Source organism: Rhizobium sp. TH135, from assembly GCF_002855515.1.
GTDB lineage: Bacteria > Pseudomonadota > Alphaproteobacteria > Rhizobiales > Rhizobiaceae > Allorhizobium.
Genome location: NZ_PKRP01000003.1, coordinates 146130 through 170553, shown reverse-complemented (window position 1 = coordinate 170553; position 24424 = coordinate 146130). Strand labels below are relative to the sequence as shown.

The window sequence follows — 24424 nt, the reverse complement described above, 5'->3', positions numbered from 1 at the left end:
CTTGGCTCAGGCTGCCGTGCGGTAGCTGGCAGAACCGGACGATGCGCCGCCTTCGAGCTTGAAGCGGGCGAGCTGAGCCTGCAGCTGGCGAGCTTCGCCGGCAAGCACCTGGCTGGCAGCCGTGGTTTCTTCGACCATGGCAGCGTTCTGCTGGGTCATCTGGTCCATGTGGTTGACCGAGGTGTTTATCTCGCCAAGCGCTGCCGACTGTTCTTCGGCGGCACGGGCAATCGTCACGACGTGGTCGTTGACGCGATTGACCAGCGATTCGATCTCCTTCAGCGCTTCGCCAGTCGACAGAACCAGCGACACGCCACCCTTCACCTCGTCGGCCGAGGTGTTGATCAGGGTCTTGATCTCCTTGGCGGCATTTGCCGAACGCTGGGCCAGTTCACGCACTTCCTGGGCGACGACGGCGAAGCCACGACCGGCTTCGCCGGCACGGGCTGCCTCGACACCGGCGTTCAGTGCCAGAAGGTTGGTCTGGAAGGCGATTTCGTCGATGACCGAGATGATCTGGCTGATCTTCTGCGAGGACTGCTCGATGCGGCCCATGGCGTCGATCGCGTTGCGAACGATATCACCCGACTTGCCGGCGCTCGACTTGGTCTCGTCGACCATGTGCGAGGCTTCCTTGGCACGCACGGTCGAGGTCTTCACCGTGGTGGTGATTTCCTCGAGCGCTGCGGCAGTCTCTTCGAGCGAAGCGGCCTGCTGCTCGGTGCGGCGGGCAAGCTGGTTGGCAGCCGACGACAGTTCGCCGGAGTTGCCGGTGATGGTGCCGGCGGCAGTCAGGATGTTCTGCATGGTCTGGCGCAGGACGGCCATGGTCTGGTTGACGTTGCCCTGGAGTTCGGCAAACGCGCCCTGGAACTGGCCCTGCATCTCATGCGTCAGGTCGGCATCGGCAAGCGCTGCGATCACGCGGCGAACTTCCGAGACGCCACGGTCGACGCTTTCGACCAGTTCGTTGACCGAGGCTGCAAAGCGCTGCAGGTCGGCATCTTCGTAGGTCTTGGAGATACGCTTGGAGAAGTCACCGGCAGCGGCCGCAGCAACAATGCCGCTGATCGAGGTCTGCAGGTCGCGGCTCTGGGCATGCAGTGCGGCTTCCTGGGCTTCCATGGCGCGCATCTGCTCTTCATTGGTGCGGAAGACTTCCAGCGCACGGGCCATTTCGCCGATCTCGTCCTTGCGGTCGGTCCCGGGGATGGCGCTGCCGAGCTTGCCAGATGCCATTTCGGACATGATCAAGGTCAGGCTGCGGATCGGGTTGACGATGCCGCGGCGGGCGAGCAGGAAGCTGATGGCCACACCGGCGAGAATGCACACGCCCGCGGTCACGACCTGGAGCAGCATGGTGAAGCCGGAGGCGGACAGCGCGTTTTCACGCGAGCCCTTCAGCGTGTCGGCGGAGTAGGTCGAGTATTCCTTTACCGCGGCCGTCACCACCTTCTGGGCGTCGAGCGCCTTGCCGAGTTCCGTCTTCATCACGGCGAGATCCTGGCCGGCCGGCGTGGCGGCAACTGCCACCATGGCGCGGATCTGGGCGAAATAGGCGTCGAGTGTCGTCTTGATCTTGCCCAGCAGCTGGGTTTCCGTCGCATCCGCGGTTGCTGCGATCTTCGGCAGGCGAGCGAGCATTTCGGAAGACCGCTTGTCGGTTTCAGCGGCGAAGTCGGCGGCCTTTTCCGGCGCCAGCGCCAGCTGGTATGTCATGCGCGAGATCGCGATGATGTCGACGCGCAGGTCCATCGCCTCGCGGGCAACCTCTTCGCGCGCGCCGGTGTCCTTGAGGGCCGATCCCAGCGAGGACAGACCGCTTGCGCCGACCGCTGCAATTGCCGCAGCCGCCACGCCCATCAGCACCACGACAAGGCTGACCTTTTTCAGAATGGAAAGATTGGCAATACTCATGAAACTTACTCCGTGCGACCCGCCATCCTGGCAGGCGGCCTTGTGCGGCCGTGCATGGAGCTCATTCCATACTGATCACCTTCCTCACTACACGGGACATGTTTCCATTTCGTTGATGCGAAATAGAGGAATTACGCATAGGAAATACAGGGTATGGACCGACACCCGAGGGCCTGCCAGCGCCTGTCAAGCCCGTGATGTGTGCAGTGTGTCATCCCCAGCTTTTTCGCTGTCCGATTCGAAGTGGCCGAAAGAGCGCCGAAATAGTGGCTCGGCCCTGCAAACCAGCTCGTTTCGACACGAAATTCTGACTGTGACAATTGATTGCTGCCACAACATCTGCTGACCCTTGCGTCACACCGCACGAGAAAGCCGTGTCATTCCCGTGACTTCGCTCTTTTGCCCGTTATCCACAATCTAACACCACAACATATAGCGTTAACATTTCCTTCACAGACCACCCCTTGACGGAATCAGTCGGGACGATGTTAATGGACCCTGTTGCGGCGGCGACTGGACCGGGCATAACGAGGCCGGGTTTCATCAAACATTGTGGCGGCTTTCTTTGAGGTGGAACGACGTTCTGACGACGTCGTCCGCGACAGGAAATTTGTGCGATTTTTGACCGCCCGGCAGGGGGTCTGGGTCTGGCGGCAATAATCTGTTAGTACTATATTTAGTGTTTGCAGCCACCATCACCACAATATACAGAGTGCCATCATCTCCGGATGAATCACCTGACGGACGACCAAGTCAACGGCTGCGCGACTTTACCGTGCGACCGAAGCAATATTTACGCGCCGGTTTTCGGCGCCCTAGATCGAGGGACATAGGCAGATGCGCATTGAACGTCGCTTCACCAAACCGGGACAGTCCGCTTACGCGGAGATCGAGTTCCGCAAGGCCATCAGCGAGATCAAGAACCCCGACGGCTCAATCGTATTTCGTCTTGCCGACATCGACGTGCCCGCTCAGTTCAGCCAGGTGGCAGCGGACATTCTCGCTCAGAAATATTTCCGCAAGGCCGGCGTGCCGAAGATCCTGAAGAAGGTTGAGGAGAATGATGTTCCTTCCTTCCTCTGGCGCTCGGTTGCCGACGAGAAGGCACTTGCCTCGCTTCCTGAAAACGAGCGTTATGGCTCGGAAACCGATGCTCGCCAGGTCTTCGATCGCCTGGCCGGCACCTGGGCCTATTGGGGCTGGAAGGGCAAGTATTTCTCCTCCGAAGAAGACGCTGCCGCCTTCAAGGACGAGCTCTCCTACATGCTCGCCACCCAGCGCGTCGCACCGAATTCCCCGCAGTGGTTCAACACCGGCCTGCACTGGGCCTATGGCATCGACGGCCCCGGCCAGGGCCATTTCTATGTCGACCCCTTCACGGGCAAGCTCGTCAAGTCCAAGTCGGCCTATGAGCACCCGCAGCCGCATGCCTGCTTCATCCAGTCCGTCGAAGACGACCTGGTCAACGAAGGTGGCATCATGGACCTCTGGGTCCGCGAAGCCCGTCTCTTCAAGTATGGCTCCGGCACCGGCTCCAACTTCTCCTATCTGCGCGGTGAAGGCGAAAAGCTTTCCGGCGGCGGTCGCTCGTCCGGCCTCATGTCTTTCCTGAAGATCGGTGACCGCGCAGCCGGCGCTATCAAGTCTGGTGGTACCACCCGTCGCGCGGCGAAGATGGTCGTTGTCGACATCGACCATCCGGATATCGAAGCCTATATCGACTGGAAGGTGAAGGAAGAGCAGAAGGTTGCCGCCCTCGTCACCGGCTCCAAGATCGTCGCCAAGCACCTCAAGGCGATCATGAAGGCCTGCGTCAACTGCGAGGCTGACAACGGCGCTTGCTTCGACCCGAACGAGAACCCTGCCCTCAAGCGCGAAATCAAGGCCGCGAAGAAGGACCAGGTTCCGGAAAACTACATCAAGCGCGTCATCCAGTTCGCCCAGCAGGGCTACAAGGATCTTGATTTCAAGACCTATGACACCGACTGGGATTCGGAAGCCTATCTGACCGTCTCCGGCCAGAACTCCAACAACTCGGTTTCGCTGAAGGACGACTTCCTGCGCGCCGTCGAGAATGATGGCGACTGGAACCTCACCGCCCGCAAGGACGGCAAGGTCATGAAGACGCTGAAGGCCCGCGACCTCTGGGACAAGATCTCCTATGCCGCCTGGGCATCGGCAGACCCGGGCCTCCACTTCAACACGACGATGAACGACTGGCACACTTCGCCGGCAGCCGGCCCGATCCGCGCATCGAACCCGTGCTCGGAATACATGTTCCTCGACGACACGGCCTGCAACCTGGCTTCGCTCAACCTGCTCCGCTTCAAGGATCAGAAGACCAAGAACATCGACATCGCCGACTACGAACACGCCGTTCGTCTGTGGACCGTCGTGCTCGAAGTCTCCGTCATGATGGCGCAGTTCCCGTCGCGCCAGATCGCCGAACGCTCCTATGAATACCGCACGCTCGGCCTCGGCTATGCCAATATCGGCGGCCTCTTGATGTCCTCGGGCATCCCCTATGATAGCGCCGAAGGCCGTGCCATCGCCGGTGCGCTGACCGCCATCATGACCGGCGTCTCCTATGCGACGTCAGCCGAAATGGCTTCGGAACTCGGCCCCTTCCCGGGCTTTGCGCCGAACCGCGACAACATGCTGCGCGTCATCCGCAACCATCGCCGCGCAGCGCTCGGCCTGTCGGACGGCTATGAAGGCCTCTCCGTCAATCCCGTGCCGCTGGTCCACGCCGAATGCACGGATCCGGCCCTGATCGCCCATGCAACGGCTGCCTGGGACAAGGCGCTGGAACTCGGCGAGAAGCATGGCTACCGCAATGCCCAGGTCTCGGTTATCGCCCCGACCGGCACGATCGGTCTCGTCATGGACTGCGACACGACCGGCATCGAGCCCGACTTCGCGCTCGTCAAGTTCAAGAAGCTCGCCGGTGGCGGTTACTTCAAGATCATCAACGCTGCCGTTCCGGAAGCGCTGCGCACCCTTGGCTATTCGGAAAGCCAGATCGCCGAGATCGACGCCTATGCCGTCGGCCATGGCAACCTGAACCAGGCGCCGGGCATCAATCCCTCGACGCTCAAGGCCAAGGGCTTCACCGACGAGAAGATCGAAGCCGTCAACGGAGCTCTGAAGGCTGCCTTCGACATCAAGTTCGTCTTCAACCAGTGGACGCTCGGCGCCGACTTCCTCAAGGAGACCCTGAAGGTCTCCGACGAGCAACTCGCCGACATGAGCTTCAACCTGCTCGACCACATGGGCTTCTCGAAGAAGGACATCGAGGCCGCCAACATCCACGTTTGCGGTGCGATGACGCTTGAAGGCGCCCCCTTCCTCAAGAAGGAGCACCTGCCCGTCTTCGATTGCGCCAATCCGTGCGGCAAGATCGGCAAGCGTTATCTCTCGGTCGAATCCCACATCCGCATGATGGCAGCGGCCCAGCCGTTCATCTCGGGTGCGATCTCCAAGACGATCAACATGCCGAACGAAGCCACCGTCGAAGATTGCGGCTCCGCCTACATGCTGTCCTGGAAGCTGGCACTGAAGGCCAACGCGCTCTACCGCGACGGCTCGAAGCTCTCCCAGCCGCTCAACGCCTCGCTGATCGAGGACGAGGATGACGAGGACGGCGTAGACGAACTGCTGCAGCAGCCGATGGCGGCCCAGGCGGTCACGATCACGGAACGCATCGTCGAGCGCATCGTCGACCGCGTCGTGCGCGAACAGGAAAAGCTGCCGACCCGCCGCAAGGGTTACACCCAGAAGGCCAAGATCGGTGGTCACACCATCTTCCTGCGCACCGGCGAATATGACGACGGCCGTCTCGGCGAGATCTTCCTTGACATGAACAAGGAAGGCTCGGCCCTTCGCGCCTTCATCAACAACTTCGCCATCTCCGTCTCGCTCGGCCTGCAGTATGGCGTGCCGCTCGAGGAATATGTCGACGCCTTCACCTTCACCAAGTTCGAGCCGGCCGGCATGGTCACCGGCAACGACGCGATCAAGAATGCGACGTCGATCCTCGACTACGTCTTCCGCGAACTGGCGATCTCCTATCTCGGTCGCCACGACCTCGCGCATGTCGACACCTCGGACTTCTCGACCACGGCGCTTGGCCGCGGCATGAAGGAAGGCAAGGCTGACGTCGTTTCCAAGGGTCTGACCCGCGGTTACAAGCCGACGCTCGTCTCCAGCCACATGCCGGCAGCCGCCAGCGCCGAGCCCAAGGGTGCAGCAACCGCCGCCCCCGCCAAGGCCTCGGCCACCGTCACCGCCTTCTCGTCTTCGGGCGCCACTGCCCGCAAGCTCGAAGTGACGACCGCTGTTGCCACCTCTGAAGTCGTGTCCTTCAAGCGCGACTACGAGGAGCGCGCCGTGGAACTGGCCGAGGAGATCGCGTCGGAAAGCGTCTTCTCCGACGCCGCCGCCGACGAGGCAGCAGCCGCCAAGGCCGACGCCAAGAAGCTCGAGGCCTCGCGCCGCATGCGCTCGATCGCGCAAGGCTATACGGGCAACATGTGCTCGGAATGCCAGAACTTCACGATGGTGCGGAACGGCACTTGCGAGAAGTGCGACACGTGTGGCGCGACGAGCGGGTGCAGCTGATTAGCTGAGATTTGAGTGAGATTTCGGCCCGGGGGAAACCTCGGGCCGAAGTGCAAGGCGGAACGAAAGATATACGAATATGTAACATAAAGCGAACTGGAGCTCTGGATGCATTTTCGGGATTACCTGCGCCATGAACGTCTGTTTACAGATGATCCTTATCAACAAGAGCAGTTGAGGCCTAAGATCAGGCTTAGCGAACGTCCCCAAGCGGTGATGTTCGATAACGTTTACCGAAGCGCAAAGCACAAGATTTTCTGCCACATCTGCGGCTCCCACCGACATAAAAATGGGATCACTGGTCTGTTGGGAAGCGGTGACAGAATACTTTTTGGCAGCACGTGCGCGAAGGAGTTCTTCGGTAATGACGTGATGAGCCGATGCGCCGGGGAATTGCGGGCAAAGACGAAGAGGGCTCTCGACCGATTTTTAATCCTCGAAGTGGCTAACTCAATCGAACCCGTAGAAGCGTGGATAAATTCCTACAAGCCCATCGTTTTCCATGTGGAGCGTGCATGGGCTGACATCCACCTTCGTTACGAGGCACCTGTAACTGAGTTGATGAACCATCTTCAAAGAAATAAAGGGCGTCTTCTTCAGTCCGAGATCAAATCAGTCGGCGGCAGCGCGACAAGGCAACGCGACTTTGAACATCACACTATAATCACCACGATTGCCGAGCCTGAATCGATCAGGAATTTGCGGCAACTCTCCCAACGCCTCACCCTTATCGAGCAATTCATTTACGCTGTTAAGACGGTCAGAACCCAGCCTAGCGACCAGATGTTCTCCAATCTCTCTGGCATGTACCTAAAAACGATGAACGCAGCGATAGAGATTGATGCATGCCTGTCATTCACTAGAGACTTTTTCCAACAGCCGAGAATAACCATAATTGGCGCATGGCTGGAAGAAAAGCGTCGCAGTAGACTAGTGGATGTGAAGGTAATGACACGCCAAGACCTTAGTTACAAATTTGTAAAAATAATGGGTAGTGGCGTCGAGGCGCCACCCTCACTGGTTACGTCTTTGAATTCTACTGAAATTCCTGAAAAGCTCAGTTTACGTAACGCGTCTTCACAGATCGATATAGTTTCGCACTGCCGAAGAGGCTGAATTAATGGGGGCTAGCTACCTCTTCTAACCCACACCTCTCCCTTTTGTAGGAAAGGTTGCAAAATCGAAGGCTGAAGTGAACGAAAAGGCCTGTGTTTGGATCCTCGGGTCAAACCCGAGGATGACCGAGGGTGGGGAGGCTGCAGGTATCCTCCTCTACCGTCTTCATCGCACGACGCCTGAGGAGAATACCCAGCCACTCCCCTAAAGTCGTCATCCTCGTCCTCGGGTTAAACCCGAGGATGACCCGAGGATCCAAACACAAGCCCTTCAGCGGCAGCGACTGGCACAAGTGCCACCGGAACCCTAACATCAACTCGTAATGCCAAATCCCGCCAGCCCTCACGGAGCATGGGGGCGCTGCTGGGTCTTCTTCCCTACCGTCTTCACAGCACAAGGCCTGCGGAGAATACCCTTCCACTCCCCCAACGGTCGTCATCCTCGTGCTCGGGTTTAACCCGAGGATGACCCGAGGATCCAGACACAAGCCCTTCACCAGCGGCGGAAAGCACAGCCTCACAACTCGAAATACAAATCCCGCCAATCAGGATTGAACCCCTCGATCAGCTCGATCTTCCACTGCCGATACCAGCGCTTTAGCGACTTCTCCCTCTGGATCGCCGTTCCAATGCGGTCATGCTCCTCGTACCAGACCAGTTGCCGACAGCCATACTTGGAGGCGAAGCCCGGCGTTTGGCCTTCCCGATGCTCGTAGATCCGCCGCTCCAGATCGGATGTCACACCGATATAGAGCGTGCCGCGTTTGTGGCTGGTGACGATGTAGACATATCCCGCCATGCGTGCAGTGTGCTTGTGTTTGGATCCTCGGGTCAAGCCCGAGGATGACGGAGTGAGGGGGAGCGGCTGGTATCCTCCTCCACCGCTCCCATCGCACAGCGCATGAGGAGAATACCCTCTTCCACTCTAGGAAGGTCGTCATCCTCGGGCTTGACCCGAGGATCCAGACACAAGCCTTCCGAGGCCAGACAGTCACCTCAAACCACTCCGTCTTCCGAAAAAAAGGGGGGGACGAGTTTGACAAAATCCCGAACAAAATCAAACCCCGACATGTTTTTTCATCCCCCACCATTTGCACCCTTTTACACTCATCCCCGTCCCGCCCTCGGATACACCTGACGATGCGATGTCAGGCGAGGCGGGGCCGGCGCCGGGATGGAGGGTTGTCGCAGACCTAAAACCCCGGCCTGCTGCAACGGTCTCCCTCCGGACGAAGGGGTGGAAGTGATGGTGAACGGTCGGATGCCCGACGCCTGAAACCCCTGATCGGAAGGACGTGCCTCAGAGGCACACAGACAAGGCGCCAGCGCTGTCGCGAACATCCAGACAGCGGGGCGAAACAAACGGCGGGGATGAGCGCCGGGCCGCCAATGGCCAGACGATCATCCCCCGGGCGAGGGTCCCGGTCGGAATGGTGCACCATCCGGCGGGAACCTCCCGGGCCACCGGCCAGGCTGAAGCGTCATCATGTGACGCCGCAGCCGGACCCGCGCCCGGTCAATCTTCGGTCATCCTCGGGCCTGACCCGAGGACCGAAGACCGTCGTCGCCTTGCCAGAGAGACGCATGCAGCGGGAATAGACGCCGAACGGGGCGCCGGAAGGAGCCACATAAAACTACTTAGACAGGTTGCTTCTGGCGCCTCGTCCGAGACAAGCATGAACCGACCCGGAGGGAGCAATCCCGACCGGCGGCGAAGCTTGGGGTTTTTGACATCGATAGGTCACCCCTCATCCTGAGGTGCCCGACACAGTCGGGCCTCGAAGGACGAGGCCACAGATACAGCATCATCGAGGGATGCTTCGAGGCCCTCGCTTTGCGAGGGCACCTCAGCATGGGGGGCTAGGAATGCGCGGAGCCCATCTCCCCCACCAAGGGGGAGATGGGCCTCGCACACGCAGGTCCCTCTTTCATTCCGCTAAACGCAGCGTCCCAAAAAAGTCCGCCCTGCCCGGCCCTTCGGCACCCTCCGGCCAACGCTTCCTTAACGGCCTTGCGGTACATTACGATAGATTAAAAGACTGGACGGAGACCCGAGCGAAATGTCCAAACCGACCTTCCGCTTCACCCATTACGACCTGAAGGAACAGCGCGCCGGCACCATTATCGAGGTGACGCTGTCGGCCGTGAACAATGTGCGGCTGATGACGCCGACGAATTTCCAGCGCTTCAAGGAAACGCTCGATTACAAGTTTCTCGGCGGCGTGGCGAAGAAATCGCCGCTCAAGATCGTCATTCCGGAAAGCGGCCACTGGCACATGATCGTCGATATGGAAGGCCATCACGGGCTGGCCGAATCCAAGGTCAAGATGATCGCGGCCCCTGCCGTGCAGCCGAAGCAGAAGGCCTCTTGAGGCCTTCACCCCTCCCCTTGGCCACTGCCCTTCACCCCGCGTAATCGGCGGAGAGCGGACTAGCCCTTGCGATCTGCAAGGACCTCCCTGGCCGCCCGTTCACCGCTCAGCATCGCGCCATGCACCGTGCCGAAATAGTCGGCGCTCACATGTTCGCCTGCCAGCAGAAGGCGCGGGCCTGCAGGTTTTGACAGCGTGTCGTGATCGGCAGGCTCTGCACCGACAGCGGGGAAGGAGTAGGCCCCGAGCGCATGGGGATCGGTCGACCAGGCATGGCGGGCGATCGCTTTCGGCTCTGGCACGTCATCCCCGAACATGTCGCGCAGCACCGCCGTGATATCGGCGACAAGAGCCGCCTCATCCATGGCGTCGACATGGGCTGCGTAATCGCCGCTTGCGATCAGCGTCAGCACAGGCGCATCCTGGATCGACATCAGGTTCAGCATGTCGGCGAACCGGCCACGGTCATTCCCGGCATAGCCCAGGAAATGCTGGTCCTTCGGCCAGAAGGCCGCGTCGAAAGCAACCGAGACCTTGGCCAGCTGGCCGAAGCCGATGGCGGCAATCGCCTTCTGCTGCGGCTCCGGCAGCGGCGGATCAAAGGCGATGCGCCCCGCCTTGAGAACGCCGAGCGGCACGGTGACGATGCAATGATCGGCCTCGAAGCGGCCATTTTCCGTTTCGACGATGACGCCATCCTGCGTGTGGCGGATGCGATTGACCGGATGGCGGAGGCGGATATCGAGCCCCTTGCCCAGGAATGTCGGCAGGCGGTCATAACCTTCGCGGAGCACGGCGTCCGGCCCGTCGAACATCTCGCCGGCATCGACATGCAGGGCCGAAATCTGCGACAGGGCTGCCGCAAACTCGCCCTCATAGGTATCGGTGAGCGCCCAGTTGCCAATCGGCTCCTGAAGCAGGGCCGGGTCGAGAAGCTCGATGACATCGAGCAGCGACACGGATCCATCGCCATCGGCCTCCTCGACGGCTTTCTCGGCAATCTGCTCGAGATCGTCGAAGACATCGTCGATCTCGAAGTCCTCGGGCTCGACGCCACCGGGCTGGAAGAGCTGCCAGCGCTCCTGGTCGATGAAGAAGGGCGTGGCGCCGGCTTTTGCCGCGAGCTCAGCTGCCGGATTGCCGTTGAAGCCGTGGATGAAGTTGGCCCCGTGTTCGATTGGCACCCCGAGGCTGCGGTCGGTGAAGATACGACCGCCGATCCGGTCCCGGGCTTCGAGGATAATCACCTCGGCACCGGCCTCGGCGAGAGTCGTAGCGGCTGAGAGACCCGCCATGCCAGCGCCGACGACGATGACCTTCAGCCCCTTGCCGGCATCGGAGCTTGTCGCAGCCGCACCGCTTGAGGTTGGCGGCGAGGTTTGCGCCAGGGCACCGCGAACTGACCACGCGGTCGACAGGCCGGCGGTGGCGGCGAGCAGAAGGAGTAGCCTGCGGCGGATCAGATCAGGCCGCATCGACCGCCGGCTCCTCCTCTTCCGGGGCCAAATCCTCGGCGAAGAAGGCCCGACCGCGGCCGCCTTGCTTGGAGGCGTAAAGCGCCCGGTCGGCAATCGCCATGATCGGGCGGGCCGCTGCACCGTTTTCAGGCGCAATCGCAATGCCGAGGCTGATGCCGATATCCACCACCGCGCCGCTCGAGAGCGTGATCGGCTGGGAGATGGAGGTGATGATATGCTGGGCCAGCATCGCAAGGCGCGGACGGTCGCGGAAGGCGTTGATCAGCACGACGAATTCGTCACCGCCGACGCGCCCGACCAGCCCGTATTCGCCGACGGCCTCCCGCAGCCGATCGGCCACCACGCGGATGACCTCGTCGCCGGCGCCATGGCCGTGGAGATCGTTGACGGCCTTGAAGCGGTCGAGATCGCTCGCGATCACCGCAAAGGGCGCATGGGCAAGCCGGTCGGCGGCCTCGTTCAGCGCCTTGTCGAAGCAGAGGCGGTTGGCAAGCCCGGACAGGGCATCGCGATGGGCAAGTTCGCGGTTGCGGCGCTCGCTCTCCTCGAGCCGCTCCGAGAGGCGGCCGATATAGCGGCCGAGCACGAAGCTGGCGGCAAACAACAGACCGCAAAGCAGGACGACGGTCGGTACGACCAGTGTCCAGATATCGGCGCCCGGTTTGAAAAGGGTAAAGTCGAAACTGCCGAGAGTGTCACCATCGACGCCCTTTACCGCCAGCAGCCCGTCGCTGTTGCGGTTGAACTGTAGGCCGCCATATTCGAGCTGGCTGTTGATGTCGGCAACGAGTTCCGCGTCGATCGGCCGGGCTGAGACCAGAATGACGGGATCGCCCTCCGGCAGCGCCACCTCACCGTCGTCGGGCACGATCGCCATGGCCGTGGTCAGCATGACATCACCGTCAATCTCGGCGAAACCGAAGGCGGCGATGGCATGAACCTGCGAGGGGGGGACCTGCTTCTGGCCATAGCCGCCGTCGATCGTGGTGCGATGGGCGTGATGCTGGGTGAGCGCCAATTCGGCGATCGCCTTGAGATCCTCGCCGGGCTTGAGATCACGGGCGGTCAGATCCACCTCGTCCTGAACGGCCGACATCAAAAGGCGACCGCCGGGGCCGATCAGGAAGCTGCGCTCATGGCCGAAATCGTACCAGAGCGAGGAGACGAATTCCTCGACGACGTAAGAGGGGCGAAATTTCAGGGTGATGTATTTGACCGAGCGATCCCAGCGCGCCAGACCCAGCTGATCGCGGGCAAGAAGGCTGTGGCGATCCCGCAGGACGTTTTCCAGCATCAGGATCTGCTTTTCGACCGCGATATCGTCGGCCTTTCGCGACGCGATGTAGCCGATGAAAAGCAGCGACAGCGCCGAGAGCGTGATCAGCACCAGGGAGAAGAGCTTGACCAGCGTCGGCAAGCCAATGCGCGGCGGCTCCGTGCCTCCGGCGTGCAGATAGCTCAGTTCGGTCTTCTTCGGCATGCGCAATCCCTAGGTTCGGACAAGAACACTAGGGCATAGCGCTTAAAAGCAGCTTAAGCTGAAATGACGATAGGCAAGCGGCTTAGCCGCCTCCCCTCTCCCGGCGCAGTTTTGCCCACCAGTCGAGGCGCTTCTTTATCTCTCGCTCGAAGCCGCGCTCCGGAGGATCGTAGAAAGTCTGGCGTCCCATCTTTTCGGGGAAATAGTCCTGGCCGGAAAAGGCGTCGGGCTCGTCGTGATCGTAGCGATAACCCTCGTTATAGCCTTCAGCCTTCATCAGCTTGGTCGGGGCGTTGAGGATATGCTTGGGTGGCAGAAGCGAGCCGTGCTCCTTGGCCGCCCGCATGGCGGCCTTGTAGGCGACATAGACGCCGTTCGACTTCGGCGCGGTCGCGAGATAGACGCAGGCCTGGGCAAGCGCCAGCTCCCCTTCCGGTGAACCTAAATAGTCGTAGGCGTCCTTGGCGGCTTTGCAGACGACCAGCGCCTGCGGGTCGGCAAGCCCAATATCCTCGACGGCCATGCGCACGAGCCGGCGTCCGAGATAAAGCGGATCCTCGCCGGCATCGAACATGCGGCAGAGATAGTAAAGGGCTGCATCCGGATCGGACCCGCGCACGGCCTTGTGGAGCGCCGAGATCAGATTGTAGTGACCGTCCTGGCCCTTGTCGTAGACCGGTGCGCGGCGCTGGACGATTTTGCCTAAGCCCTCTGTGTCGAAGACCTCGCCCGGGCGGGCGGCGCGCCAGACTTCTTCGGCGAGCGTCAGCGAGGCGCGACCGTCGCCATCGGCCATGCGGATCAGGGTTGCGCGCGCATCCGCGTCGAGCGGCAGCGGCTTGGCTTCCGTTTCCTCGGCACGCTTCAGCAGCGTCTCGATGCTCTCGGCATCATGGCTCTTGAAGGTGAGCACCCGCGCCCGCGACAAAAGAGCCGCGTTCAACTCGAAGCTCGGGTTTTCGGTCGTGGCACCAACCAGGATGACGGTGCCATCCTCCATGACCGGCAGAAAGCTGTCCTGCTGGGCGCGGTTGAAACGGTGGATCTCGTCCACGAAGAGCAGCGTCTGGCGGCCCTCCATGCGGCGGAGCCGAGCGCTTTCGAAAACCTTCTTGAGGTCGGCAACACCCGAAAAGATCGCCGAGATCTGCTCGAAGGCGAGCCCCGCCTCACCCGACAGCAGCCGGGCAACGGTGGTCTTCCCGGTGCCGGGCGGGCCCCAGAAGATCATCGATCCCAGCGAGCCCGCCGCGATCATGCGGGCCAGCACGCCATCCTCGCCGGTCAGGTGTTCCTGGCCGGTGACTTCGGCCAGGTTTTTCGGCCGCAGACGATCGGCGAGCGGACGGCGCTCTGCCATTTCCTTCGACATCTGCGGCGCGAAGAGGTCACTCATCGGAAGATCTGCCGGATGCGCTGACCGTCCCGTTCGATCTCGACCCGCCAGAAGCCGGGATCGCTCTCGGCGATCTTCTGCAGATCCTCGACTGAGGCAATATCCTCGCCGTTGACGGCCACGACAATATCCCGGGGCTGGAAGCCGAGGCGGGCCGCGGGCGAACCGCGGACAATATCGGTGACCACGACGCCGGTCACTTCGGAGGCCATCTTCAGCTCATAGGCCAGACGCGGCGAGAGGTTGCCGGCGCGGAGGCCTGCAAAGGGGCTGCGGCCCTCGATCAGCTGGATGTCGCGCGGCCGGGTTTCGGGGGCCGCAGCAAGCGTGAGCTCGATGGTCTCTTCGCGACCGTCTTCCTGGACCGTCAACTCGGCTTTCTCGCCCAGTCCTGCCGTGGTCAGGCGATAGCCGAGGGCATCCGGGTGCTCGACGGGGATGCCGTTGACGGCCGTGACCACCTGGCCGGGCTTCAGACCCGCCTTGGCCGCCGGGCCATCCTCGGCGATGCGCACGACGAGCGCGCCGCGTACCGTTTTCAGGCCAAGGGCTTCGGCAACATCCGAGGTTACAGGTTCGAAACTTGCTCCGACATAGGGCCGCTCAAAGCTTGCCTCGCCGCGATCGGCGGCATCGAGGAAGACGCGGACGAGATTGGCCGGGATGGCGAAGCCAACACCGTTCGAGCCGCCACCGCGCGAGAAGATCGCCGTGTTGATGCCGATCAGCTCGCCGTTCATGTTGACGAGCGCGCCGCCGGAATTACCAGGATTGATCGCGGCATCGGTCTGGATGAAGAAGCCGAAATCGCCTTCGGTCACCTGGTTTCGGGCAAGCGCCGAGACGATGCCTGATGTGACCGTCTGGCCGACGCCGAAGGGGTTGCCGATGGCGAGCACGAGATCGCCGACTTCGGTCGCATCGGAATTGCCGATCGGGAGCGTCGGCATGACCTCGTTTGTTTCGAATTTCAGAACCGCGAGATCGAGGCGATCGTCCTTCAGCACAACCTTGACCGGGAATTCACGGCCGTCGGCCAGGGCCACCTTGATGTCGTCAGCACCGTCGATGACGTGGTTGTTGGTGACCACAACGCCATCGGCCTCGACGATCACGCCGGAGCCCAGAGAGGACTGCTTTTCGGTGCGGTTCGGCATGCGCTGGCCGAAGAATTGCTCGAGGAAGGGATCGCCGGCAAACAGGCTGGAGCGACGCTGGACGAGGCGCTCGGCATAGACATTGACCACGGCGCCCCGCGCCTGCTTGACCAAGGGCGCGAAGGAGAGCTGCATCTCAAGCTGGCTCTGCGGCACAGCCTTGTCCTGCGCTAGCGCTGGAGCGGAAAGCGGCACCACCAAGGCGGCAATCACGGCAATCGGTTTGAGACGGTCGAAGCGCGGCATGCAAAGATCCTTCATGCGATCATGGACGTTCTAGACCCGGTTCCTGCTCCGGCAAATAGGCAGAAGCAAGGACGACCAATCGCAGATGGGGATAACGTTTGCCCGGCTCAAGCCCCGACCGTTTCGATGATGCGCGTCATCAGGCCATGGAGCTCGTCACGATAGCCGGTGCGGGCGGAAGGGGCTGCCTCGTTCGATGTCATGGCGACGGTGAGACCCAGGCTTGGGGTGATGTAAAGCATCTGACCGCCATAACCCCAGGCATAATTTACCTGTTGGCCCGCCATCTCCTTCAGGAACCAGGCATAGCCGTAGCCATCGCCGTTGAAGACGGAATTGGTGCGGCGGATCCAGCTTTCGCGGATCCAGGCCTCCGAGATGACCCGCGTGCCGTCTTCGGTCACGCCGCCCCGGCGATAGAGTTCGCCAAAGGCATGCAGCGAGCGCGGCGTCATGGCCATCTGGTTGCCGCCGAGATAGAAGCCTTGGGGATCGCGATCCCAGGATCCGATGCGGAACCCTTCCAGCGGCTCCAGCCATTCGCGGGCAAGCGCCAATGTCGGTTTGCCCGAGACCTTGGTGAGAATGACAGACAGAAGATGGGTCGACGCGGTCGAATACAGCATGCCGCCGCCCGGCTCGTCGACGAAATCGGCGGCGAGCGCAAAGCGCGTCCAGTTGCGGCTCGCGACCCAGCGGCCGTAATTCGGTCCGGACATGCGGTCGAGGCCTGAGCGCATCGACAAGAGATGGCCAATGGTGATCTGCGACAGGCGCGGATCGGGATTGGCGGGAAACTCCGAGCGCAGCACGGTTTCGATGCGCTGGTCGACGCCTTCGAGCAGGCCCTTGTCGATGGCGATGCCGACCAGCGCCGAGACGACGCATTTCGAGGCGGATTTGATGTTGGTGGAGCCGGTGAGCGAATTGTTGCCATAGGCGCGCTCGCCGAGCGTTTCGCTATTGCGGGTGACGATGACGGTCTCCAGCGTATCCAGCCTGCGGGCGTCTTCGAGCAGCGTCGCGATGCGCGGGCGGAGCGCTTCTAGATTGGCGGAAGCCGGGGGTGCCGCGGGCTCGGTCGATTGCGCAAAAGCGCGGGCGGTGGAGATGACCGGCAGGGTGGCCATGGCGGCGAGGAGAGTTCTTCTGTTCATGACTTCGAACTTAGGCATGGTGGCCTAAAGATCAAATGCGCGATTATAGCAGCTCACCGTATCGTGAGGCCTGACCTGCGCCGACTGCATGGAACGATGGCCCGAGGACCGACGTTCACCGGCTAAATTGCACTCAAAGAGGAGGTTTCAATGCCCGACACCCAAGCCGCCGCGCGCGGCCTTGTCTTTGCGCTGCTTGCAGCACCGCTTCTCGCCGGTGCACAGCCGGCCAGTGCCGCTAGTTTCGATTGCAGAAAGCCGGATCTCGCAGCTGACGAGCAGGCGATTTGCCAAAACCCGCAGTTGAACGACATGGACGTGAAGATGGTCACGACCTTCGACCTGCTCTCCGGCCTGCTCGCCATGGGGGCGAGAGGCGATATGCAGGACCAGCAGATCAAGTGGCTGGGGCAGCGCGGCGAATGCCAGGGTAATCTCGACTGCATCGCTGCGGCTTATGCCGTGCGCATGGCGGAGCTCACCAGCATTTACGAAGGACTTCAGCGGCCGAAGTGACGCCTGGGTCGAGCAGCTTCCAGCGCATAGGCATTCACCTAATTGCCTATTTAGCGACGCTTTTGCACATAGAATTTACAGATCCTTGAAGGCCTCGGCATCGGCCTCGCCTCTCCATTCGCAAAACGTTGCGAACGCACCGTCAGAGGCGGCGGGGCTGATCAGTCGCCGCCAAAGAACTCTCCGCCCCCTCCCCCAACCATGCCACAAAAGCCCTGACTGCCGGGCGCTTTGCCGCCGGCGGCGCCACGGTGGCGAAATAGGCGGTGCCGAGGTTGAGGGCGCCATTGGGCCAGGATTTCAGACTGCCGTCGGCGACGAGGGTGTCGGTGATGGATCGCCAGCCGAGCATCAGACCGCGGCCGTCGAGGGCTGCCTGGACGGCTTGGACGTAGTTGTCGAAGATGTGGGACGGGCCGCGCGGCTTGGGCAGGTCGCGACGGGCAAGATAGTCGGTCCAGCCTTCCCAATGGCGCGCCTCGACGGTGCGGACATGGATCAGCGGGGCCGCGTCCAGCCCCTCGCCTCTTGCAAGTAAGTTTTCGACCAAGGCGGGGCGGCCGACGGGGCAGACGGTCTCGTGGAAGAGGCGGAGCGTCTCACCGTCGGTCCAGGTGCCGCGCCCGTAGCGCAGGACGAGATCGGTGCCGGGCCACATCTGCGGCAGGTCGGTGGGCGGGACCTGAACGTTGACGAAGAAGCCGGATTGGCGGGCATAGAAATCGCTGAGGCGCGGCATCAGCCAGTGGGTGGCGAGGCCCATGGTGCAGGCGACGGTGAGGCGCTGGTCTTCGAGGCCGGTGCTGGTGCGGATTTCTTCGATGGTGTCGGCGATGAGATCGAGGCCGTCGCGGGTGGCGCGGGCAAGCTGCTGGCCGGGTTCGGTGAGCCTTGCCGGCCGGGTCGAGCGGTCGATCAGGACGGCGCCGACATGGTCTTCCAGGGCTTTGAGGGCCTGGGTGACGGCGGGCTGGGTGACGTTCAGGGCGGTTGCGGCCTCGCGCATTGAGCCGAGCCGGGCGACGGCTTCGAACGTGGTTAGAAGGCGCAAGGGCGGCAGACGGCTCAACTTAACCTCCAGCTTAACTCAGTATAAGCATAATCGCTCTGGCTTCGCCTGCAAAGTCGGATGATGATCGTCAAATCCGATCTTCTCTTCCGCTGTCCAGACTTAAGGAAACGAGCGATGAATATGCATGTTGCGACCGGGGCCGTCACGCTGGCTGACAAGGGGCTTCATCTGCCGCTTGCCGAGGGTGGGCAGGCTTATTTCAATTACTACTGGCTGCGCGACAATTGCCCCTCCTCCTTCGACAGCACGACGCGCGAGCGCAGCTTCGACATCTTCCATCTGTCGGCTGCACCGCGCGCTGCCAGTGCCGAGATCGAGGACGGGAGCCTCGTGATCCGCTGGGCGGGCGAGAACCATGTGTCGCGCTATCCGCTGTCGCTGCTGGCGCTCTATACCGAGGGTAAACATCGGCCCGACCCCGCCGATCTGCCGCGCAAGGCGTGGTTCAGCGACCACTATCCCGAGATCCCGCGCTTCTCACAGCCTGAACTGATGCGTGATCCGAAGAAGGTGGCGGAATGGCTGGAGGCGATGATCGTCGAGGGGCTGACGATCGTGACGGACATGCCCGACAGCAACGAAGGGCTGACCGAAACCGTCAAGCTGATGGGGCATGTGCGTCCGACCTTCTTCGGCGAATATTTCGACGTGAAGACGCATATCAACCCGACCAACACGGCCTATACGGCGAAGGCGCTGGAGCTGCATACCGATACGCCGGCGGAAGAACATGCGCCGGGCATCCAGTTCCTGCATTGCCGGGCCAATACCGTCGAGGGCGGCATGAGCATCTATTCGGACGGCGTGGCTGTCGCGAACGCCTTCCGGGAGATCGATCCTGAGGGCTTCAAGCTCTTGTCGGAGATCGACATTCCCTTCTTCTGCGAACACGACACCTATGACATGCGCTCGCGGCAGCGGGTGATCGAGCTCGACAAACATGGCGAGGTATCCGGCCTCACGATCAGCCAGCATATGGCCGATCTGTTCGACCTGCCGCAGACCGTGCTCGACGACTATTATCCGGCCTTCTGCCGCTTCGGGAAGATGCTGCAGGACGACAAGTTCATGATGCGCTTCCTGATGAAGGCCGGGGAATGCATGGTGTTCGACAACCATCGCATCGTGCATGGCCGCATGGCCTATTCGGCCACCAGCGGCGACCGCTATCTGCGCGGCTGCTATGCCGATCGCGAAGAAATGCGCTCGACCTATCGGGCGCTGACGACGGAAGGACGGTTCAAGGCATGAACATCGCGGCTTCCAGAAACGATATGCTCGACGATGCGGCGCTGACCACGCTGCGTCAGGATCTTGCCGCTGCCTTCAGGCTTTGCCATCGCTTCGGCTGGAGCGAGTCGGTCGGCAATCATTTCAGCGCAGCGGTCTCGGCGAATGGGCGGAAATTCCTGCTCAATCCGCGCTGGCAGCATTTTGCTACGGTCAAGGCGAGCGATCTGCTGCTGCTCGATGCCGATGATCCCGATGTGATGAACCGGCCGAATGCCCCCGACCCATCGGCTTGGACCGTGCATGGCACGCTGCACCGGATGTTGCCGGAGGCGCGGGTGATACTGCATTGCCACTCGCCCTATGCAGTGGCGCTCTCCTGCCTGAAAGACCCGGCGCTTCTGCCGCTCGACAACAACACGGCGCGTTTCTTCGGGCGGATCGGCTATGACCTCGACTTCGGCGGGATCGCCGACGCGGCAGAAGAAGGCGAGCGCCTGGCGGAGATGATCCGCGGCAAGGCTGTGCTGGTCATGGGCAATCACGGTGTCTCGGTTGCCGGCGAGACGGTGGCGGATGCCTTTGAGGACCTCTACTTCTTCGAGAAAGCGGCGCAGACGATGGTGCTGGCACTATCGACCGGCAAGCCGCTGGCGGTGCTGTCGGACGAGATCGCTCAGGGCACGTCGGACGGGTGGATCCCCTATCGCGGCATGGCGGAGAAGCATTTCGCGTATTTGAAGTCGTGCCTGGATAAGGAAGATCCTTCCTGGCGGGATTGAAGGCTTGCCGGCACCCGACTCAACCGAAGAGGATTTCCTTCCCGTCGCCGATGGTTATCGTCAGGCCCTTCGGCGATTGCCGAGATAGATCAGTGCCATCGCGCCGGCCAGAAGTGCGATCGAAAGATAGCGGGTGGGGCTGAGCGGGATCGCGGCATTGTTCAACCAGCCGAAATGGTCAATCAGCAGGCTCATCGACAACTGTCCGGTGATGACTGCAACCGTTGCTGCGGCTATTCCGACTCGGGGTACCGCAAACACGCTGACGAGAATGTAGACCACCCCGAAGAGCGCGCCGATCAGTTGCCATTTCGGCGCGGTGACCAGCGTCATCGCATGGGGTGGTTCAAAGAAGAAGTACAAGAGGAATGAGATCGCGGCGCCGAGAACGAAGGTCAGCCAGGCGGTTTCCAGAACTCCCGCGGCATCGCCGAGGCGACCGTTGATCGACGATTGGGACGCGAGCGCGACACCTCCGCCCAGAGCGAGAACTACGGCAAGCAAGAAGGTCATGAGTGGAGAATCCCGAGTGCGACGAGAATGAGGGCGAGTGCGGACAGGCGATAACGGTCCATCTGTCGGCGCGGGGTGCCGAACAGCCCGAAATGATCGATCACCAGGCTGGCCGCCACCTGACCGCAGAGGATGCCGACCATCGTGATACCGACGCCGATGACCGGGGTCGCGAGAGTGAGAACTATGACATAGACGGGTCCGAGGATGCCGCCAGTCAGCAACCAGCGGGGTTGGGCCATGAGGTTCGACAGGCTGCGTTTGGGTGCAAAGACCAGAGCGACAGACAAAAGCAGGGCGCCGACCAGAAAGATCGACAGCGTGGCGGCCATGTGGCCGACGTCCTCGCCGAGTGGACCGAGCAGGCCCGCCTCGACGGATAGCCCCATTCCCGACACCACCACCAACATTAAAATTGCTATTTGGCCCATTCGGCACCCCATGCTGTTCAAGGGTGTCGATCTAAGCTATTGCCATGATGACAACAACAATACCAAATCTCAAAAGATAATTGCCCTATGAGCAATGATATAACCTTGCTAGCGCTCCGTCTCTTCATCGAGGTCGCGGCGACCGGCAGCTTCACTGCGACCGCCAAACGACGGGGCCTGCCACCGTCCTCGGTCTCGCGGCACATCCAGGGACTCGAACAGGCGCTCGGGCAGAAATTGCTTTATCGTCATACGCGCGCCGTGACTTTGACGGACACGGGCGTCGCCTATCTGAGCGAAGTCCGCGATGCTCTTGCTGCACTCGATATTGCCACCGACCAGGTGGCCGGGGCTGCCACCGAACCGCGTGGCCTGTTGCGCATCAACGCACCGGTCGCCTTCGGCCGGCGACATATCGCTCCCTTGCTCGCCGGCTATCAGGCCCGATTTCCGCAGGTCGAGGTGGAGTTGACGCTAACCGATGCGGTCGTCGATCCCGTGGCCGAGGGCATGGACGTGACGCTGCGGATCGGCGTGCTCAAGGATTCGAGCTTGACCGCCCGCAAACTCGCGGCGCAGCGCTATGTCGTCTGTGGGTCTCCCACCTATCTCGATTCCCGCGGAAGGCCCGGTTCCCCGGAGGATTTGGAGCGACACAACTGCCTGCTCTACAAGGGGATGGGCGGACGGGAGCGATGGCACTTCCGCGACAGCACATCGGATTTTCGCAATCATGAGGTTCATGGAAACCTGACCAGCAACAATGCCGAGAGCCTCGTGGAGGCAGCGTTGCAGCATCAGGGACTGGTGCTGTTCCCGACTTGGTTGCTGCATGACCATCTGCAAGCCGGTCGTCTGGAGGCGGTGATGCAGGACCATGTGGCTGCGGTCGATACAGTGGTGCACGATATCCACGTGATCCATGCGGAGAATCGCCTGCGCTCCTTCAAGGTCCTGTCATTCCGCGAGTATCTGTTCGAGCGGATCGGGACCCCGCCATACTGGGATGGAGCAGCCCAGGTCGGCCCGACCAAAGCATCCCCTACCCCATAAAAAAACCGCCGCCCGGGGGCAGCGGTTTCAAATCGGATATCGAGTGGCTCACTCCGGCAGCTGGCGCACCGCGCCCTTGTCGGCGGACGAGGCGAAGGCGGCGTAGGCCTTCAGCGCCGTCGTGACGTTGCGCTTGCGCTTTTCTTCCGGGAACCAACCCTTGGCATCCTGTTCAACGCGGCGGCGCTCCAGCTCGGCCGGGTCGACGACGAGGTTGATCGTGCGGTTCGGGATATCGATGTCGATCAGGTCGCCTTCGCGAACGAGGCCGATAGCGCCGCCCTGGGCTGCTTCCGGCGAGGCATGGCCGATCGAGAGGCCGGAGGTGCCGCCGGAGAAGCGGCCGTCGGTGATCAGCGCGCAGACCTTTCCGAGGCCCTTCGACTTCAGATAACTCGTCGGATAGAGCATTTCCTGCATGCCCGGGCCGCCCTTCGGGCCTTCGTAGCGGATGACGACAACGTCGCCGGCAACGATGTGGTTCGACAGGATCGCCTTGACGGCTGCGTCCTGGCTTTCGAAGACGCGGGCCGGGCCGGAGAACTTCAGGATGCTCTCATCGACGCCGGCGGTCTTCACGATGCAGCCGTCGAGCGCGATGTTGCCCTTGAGGACCGCCAGACCACCATCCTTGGAGAAGGGATGTTCGACGGAACGGATGACGCCCTTTTCGCCGTCGGTGTCGAGGTCTTCCCAGCGTGAGGACTGCGAAAAGGCCTGGGTGGTGCGGACACCGCCCGGAGCGGCCTTGAAGAATTCACGCACGGTTTCGGAATTGGTGCGGGTGATGTCCCAGCGGTCGATTGCATGGCCGAGCGTCTCGGCATGCACGGTCGGGCAATCCCGGTTGATCAGGCCACCGCGGTCGAGTTCACCGAGGATGCGCATGATGCCGCCGGCGCGGTGGACGTCTTCCATGTGCACGTCCTGCTTGGCGGGTGCCACTTTCGACAGGCAGGGCACCTTGCGGGACAGGCGGTCGATATCGTCCATGGTGAAGTCGATGCCGCCTTCATGGGCAGCGGCCAGGATGTGCAGAACCGTGTTGGTCGAGCCGCCCATCGCAATGTCGAGCGCCATGGCGTTTTCGAACGCTGCCTTTGAGGCCACGTTGCGCGGCAGAACGCTTCCGTCGTCCTGCTCGTAGTAGCGGCGGGTGATGTCGACGATCAGGTGGCCCGCTTCGACGAAGAGGCGCTTACGGTCGGCATGAGTTGCGAGCGTCGAGCCGTTGCCGGGCAGCGAGAGGCCGAGGGCCTCGGTCAGGCAGTTCATCGAGTTGGCAGTGAACATGCCCGAGCAGGAGCCGCATGTCGGACAGGCGGCTTTTTCGATCTCATCGACATCGGCATCGGAAATCTTGTCGTCGGCCGCGGCAACCATGGCGTCGACCAGGTCGAGTGCGACCTTGCGGCCCTGCAGGATCGCCTTGCCGGCTTCCATCGGGCCGCCGGAGACGAAGACCGCGGGGATGTTGAGGCGCATGGCAGCGGACAGCATGCCGGGGGTGATCTTGTCGCAGTTCGAGATACAGACCATGGCGTCGGCGCAGTGCGCATTGACCATGTATTCGACCGAGTCGGAGATGATCTCGCGCGACGGCAGCGAATACAGCATGCCGTCATGGCCCATGGCGATGCCGTCATCGACGGCGATGGTGTTGAACTCCTTCGCCACGCCGCCGGCCGCCTCGATTTCGCGGGCAACGAGCTGGCCGAGATCCTTCAGGTGGACGTGGCCTGGCACGAACTGGGTGAAGGAGTTGACGACCGCGATGATCGGCTTGCCGAAATCGCCGTCCTTCATGCCGGTGGCGCGCCACAGACCGCGGGCGCCGGCCATGTTGCGGCCGTGGGTGGTGGTTCTCGAACGATAGACGGGCATGGGTG

The 24424-nt window shown here is 61.8% G+C and carries 18 protein-coding genes; 7 read left to right on the top strand and 11 right to left on the bottom strand.

Going from position 1 to position 24424, the window contains the following annotated elements; genetic code table 11:
* Positions 1-6: 6 nt before the first annotated feature.
* On the bottom strand, positions 7-1917 hold the full coding sequence (locus C0V73_RS09705) for a methyl-accepting chemotaxis protein (protein WP_102019807.1): 1911 nt from the start codon (positions 1915-1917) through the stop codon (positions 7-9).
* Between the two features lie 837 nt (positions 1918-2754).
* Here C0V73_RS09705 and C0V73_RS09700 point away from each other — a divergent pair.
* Positions 2755-6537 carry a vitamin B12-dependent ribonucleotide reductase gene (locus C0V73_RS09700; protein WP_102019806.1) on the top strand — a complete coding sequence of 1261 codons (3783 nt, stop codon included), beginning with the start codon at positions 2755-2757 and terminating at the stop codon, positions 6535-6537.
* A gap of 108 nt (positions 6538-6645) precedes the next feature.
* Complete coding sequence (locus C0V73_RS09695) at positions 6646-7653, top strand: hypothetical protein (protein WP_102019805.1); 1008 nt, start codon at positions 6646-6648, stop codon at positions 7651-7653.
* A gap of 516 nt (positions 7654-8169) precedes the next feature.
* Here the strand turns inward: C0V73_RS09695 and C0V73_RS09685 are convergent.
* Complete coding sequence (locus tag C0V73_RS09685) at positions 8170-8451, bottom strand: GIY-YIG nuclease family protein (protein ID WP_102019803.1); 282 nt, start codon at positions 8449-8451, stop codon at positions 8170-8172.
* Positions 8452-9712: 1261 nt separating this feature from the next.
* Between C0V73_RS09685 and C0V73_RS09680 the strand changes: the two genes are divergently transcribed.
* On the top strand, positions 9713-10024 hold the full coding sequence (locus tag C0V73_RS09680) for a DUF1883 domain-containing protein (RefSeq protein ID WP_102019802.1): 312 nt from the start codon (positions 9713-9715) through the stop codon (positions 10022-10024).
* 59 nt (positions 10025-10083) lie between these two features.
* On the opposite strand, the gene C0V73_RS09675 is transcribed toward C0V73_RS09680, so the two are convergent.
* The 5 genes from C0V73_RS09675 to C0V73_RS09655 all read right to left on the bottom strand — a co-directional run bounded on the left by C0V73_RS09675 (position 10084) and on the right by C0V73_RS09655 (position 16938).
* A complete protein-coding gene (locus tag C0V73_RS09675; RefSeq protein WP_102019801.1) occupies positions 10084-11499 on the bottom strand; it encodes an NAD(P)/FAD-dependent oxidoreductase in 1416 nt (471 codons plus the stop codon).
* On the bottom strand, positions 11489-12982 hold the full coding sequence (locus tag C0V73_RS09670; RefSeq protein WP_102019800.1) for a diguanylate cyclase: 1494 nt from the start codon (positions 12980-12982) through the stop codon (positions 11489-11491). Before C0V73_RS09670 ends, C0V73_RS09675 begins: the two co-directional genes overlap by 11 nt.
* Before the next feature lie 82 nt (positions 12983-13064).
* Positions 13065-14378 carry a replication-associated recombination protein A gene (locus C0V73_RS09665; protein ID WP_102019799.1) on the bottom strand — a complete coding sequence of 438 codons (1314 nt, stop codon included), beginning with the start codon at positions 14376-14378 and terminating at the stop codon, positions 13065-13067.
* Positions 14375-15781, bottom strand: coding sequence for a DegQ family serine endoprotease (locus C0V73_RS09660; protein ID WP_102020334.1), 1407 nt, complete (start codon positions 15779-15781; stop codon positions 14375-14377). The genes C0V73_RS09665 and C0V73_RS09660 overlap by 4 nt, the downstream gene beginning before the upstream one ends.
* A 107-nt stretch (positions 15782-15888) precedes the next feature.
* A complete protein-coding gene (locus C0V73_RS09655; RefSeq protein ID WP_102019798.1) occupies positions 15889-16938 on the bottom strand; it encodes a serine hydrolase in 1050 nt (349 codons plus the stop codon).
* Positions 16939-17088: 150 nt separating this feature from the next.
* Here C0V73_RS09655 and C0V73_RS09650 point away from each other — a divergent pair, with 150 nt between their 5' ends.
* Complete coding sequence (locus tag C0V73_RS09650; protein WP_102019797.1) at positions 17089-17454, top strand: hypothetical protein; 366 nt, start codon at positions 17089-17091, stop codon at positions 17452-17454.
* A gap of 142 nt (positions 17455-17596) precedes the next feature.
* On the opposite strand, the gene C0V73_RS09645 is transcribed toward C0V73_RS09650, so the two are convergent.
* Positions 17597-18523, bottom strand: a complete 927-nt coding sequence (locus C0V73_RS09645) for a LysR family transcriptional regulator (protein ID WP_102019796.1) — start codon at positions 18521-18523, stop codon at positions 17597-17599.
* Between the two features lie 117 nt (positions 18524-18640).
* Here C0V73_RS09645 and C0V73_RS09640 point away from each other — a divergent pair, with 117 nt between their 5' ends.
* Together C0V73_RS09640 and C0V73_RS09635 are read left to right on the top strand one after the other, a co-directional pair.
* Positions 18641-19777 carry a TauD/TfdA family dioxygenase gene (locus tag C0V73_RS09640; protein ID WP_102019795.1) on the top strand — a complete coding sequence of 379 codons (1137 nt, stop codon included), beginning with the start codon at positions 18641-18643 and terminating at the stop codon, positions 19775-19777.
* Entirely contained in the window at positions 19774-20538 is a 765-nt protein-coding gene (locus tag C0V73_RS09635; protein WP_102019794.1) for a class II aldolase/adducin family protein, read from the top strand. Before C0V73_RS09640 ends, C0V73_RS09635 begins: the two co-directional genes overlap by 4 nt.
* A gap of 60 nt (positions 20539-20598) precedes the next feature.
* Here C0V73_RS09635 and C0V73_RS09630 read toward each other — a convergent pair whose 3' ends face one another.
* Both C0V73_RS09630 and C0V73_RS09625 read right to left on the bottom strand, forming a co-directional pair.
* Positions 20599-21051, bottom strand: a complete 453-nt coding sequence (locus tag C0V73_RS09630; protein ID WP_102019793.1) for a DMT family transporter — start codon at positions 21049-21051, stop codon at positions 20599-20601.
* Entirely contained in the window at positions 21048-21461 is a 414-nt protein-coding gene (locus C0V73_RS09625) for a DMT family transporter (protein ID WP_280951004.1), read from the bottom strand. The genes C0V73_RS09630 and C0V73_RS09625 overlap by 4 nt, the downstream gene beginning before the upstream one ends.
* A gap of 108 nt (positions 21462-21569) precedes the next feature.
* On the opposite strand from C0V73_RS09625, the gene C0V73_RS09620 reads away from it, so the two are divergent.
* Positions 21570-22535, top strand: coding sequence for a LysR family transcriptional regulator (locus tag C0V73_RS09620; RefSeq protein ID WP_102019791.1), 966 nt, complete (start codon positions 21570-21572; stop codon positions 22533-22535).
* A gap of 48 nt (positions 22536-22583) precedes the next feature.
* Here the strand turns inward: C0V73_RS09620 and ilvD are convergent, their stop codons facing one another.
* Positions 22584-24419, bottom strand: coding sequence for a dihydroxy-acid dehydratase (ilvD, locus tag C0V73_RS09615; RefSeq protein ID WP_102019790.1), 1836 nt, complete (start codon positions 24417-24419; stop codon positions 22584-22586).
* Positions 24420-24424: the final 5 nt, after the last annotated feature.

Bases quoted from the DNA above. Each gene is read 5' to 3' on its own strand.
- C0V73_RS09695 (WP_102019805.1), top strand. From the start codon at position 6,646: ATGCATTTTCGGGATTACCTGCGCCATGAACGTCTGTTTACAGATGAT.
- C0V73_RS09655 (WP_102019798.1), bottom strand. From the start codon at position 16,938: ATGAACAGAAGAACTCTCCTCGCCGCCATGGCCACCCTGCCGGTCATC.
- C0V73_RS09680 (WP_102019802.1), top strand. From the start codon at position 9,713: ATGTCCAAACCGACCTTCCGCTTCACCCATTACGACCTGAAGGAACAG.
- C0V73_RS09635 (WP_102019794.1), top strand. From the start codon at position 19,774: ATGAACATCGCGGCTTCCAGAAACGATATGCTCGACGATGCGGCGCTG.
- C0V73_RS09705 (WP_102019807.1), bottom strand. From the start codon at position 1,917: ATGAGTATTGCCAATCTTTCCATTCTGAAAAAGGTCAGCCTTGTCGTG.
- ilvD (WP_102019790.1), bottom strand. From the start codon at position 24,419: ATGCCCGTCTATCGTTCGAGAACCACCACCCACGGCCGCAACATGGCC.
- C0V73_RS09670 (WP_102019800.1), bottom strand. From the start codon at position 12,982: ATGCCGAAGAAGACCGAACTGAGCTATCTGCACGCCGGAGGCACGGAG.
- C0V73_RS09665 (WP_102019799.1), bottom strand. From the start codon at position 14,378: ATGAGTGACCTCTTCGCGCCGCAGATGTCGAAGGAAATGGCAGAGCGC.
- C0V73_RS09640 (WP_102019795.1), top strand. From the start codon at position 18,641: ATGAATATGCATGTTGCGACCGGGGCCGTCACGCTGGCTGACAAGGGG.
- C0V73_RS09625 (WP_280951004.1), bottom strand. From the start codon at position 21,461: ATGTTGGTGGTGGTGTCGGGAATGGGGCTATCCGTCGAGGCGGGCCTG.
- C0V73_RS09650 (WP_102019797.1), top strand. From the start codon at position 17,089: ATGCCCGACACCCAAGCCGCCGCGCGCGGCCTTGTCTTTGCGCTGCTT.
- C0V73_RS09675 (WP_102019801.1), bottom strand. From the start codon at position 11,499: ATGCGGCCTGATCTGATCCGCCGCAGGCTACTCCTTCTGCTCGCCGCC.
- C0V73_RS09630 (WP_102019793.1), bottom strand. From the start codon at position 21,051: ATGACCTTCTTGCTTGCCGTAGTTCTCGCTCTGGGCGGAGGTGTCGCG.
- C0V73_RS09700 (WP_102019806.1), top strand. From the start codon at position 2,755: ATGCGCATTGAACGTCGCTTCACCAAACCGGGACAGTCCGCTTACGCG.
- C0V73_RS09685 (WP_102019803.1), bottom strand. From the start codon at position 8,451: ATGGCGGGATATGTCTACATCGTCACCAGCCACAAACGCGGCACGCTC.
- C0V73_RS09620 (WP_102019791.1), top strand. From the start codon at position 21,570: ATGAGCAATGATATAACCTTGCTAGCGCTCCGTCTCTTCATCGAGGTC.
- C0V73_RS09660 (WP_102020334.1), bottom strand. From the start codon at position 15,781: ATGCCGCGCTTCGACCGTCTCAAACCGATTGCCGTGATTGCCGCCTTG.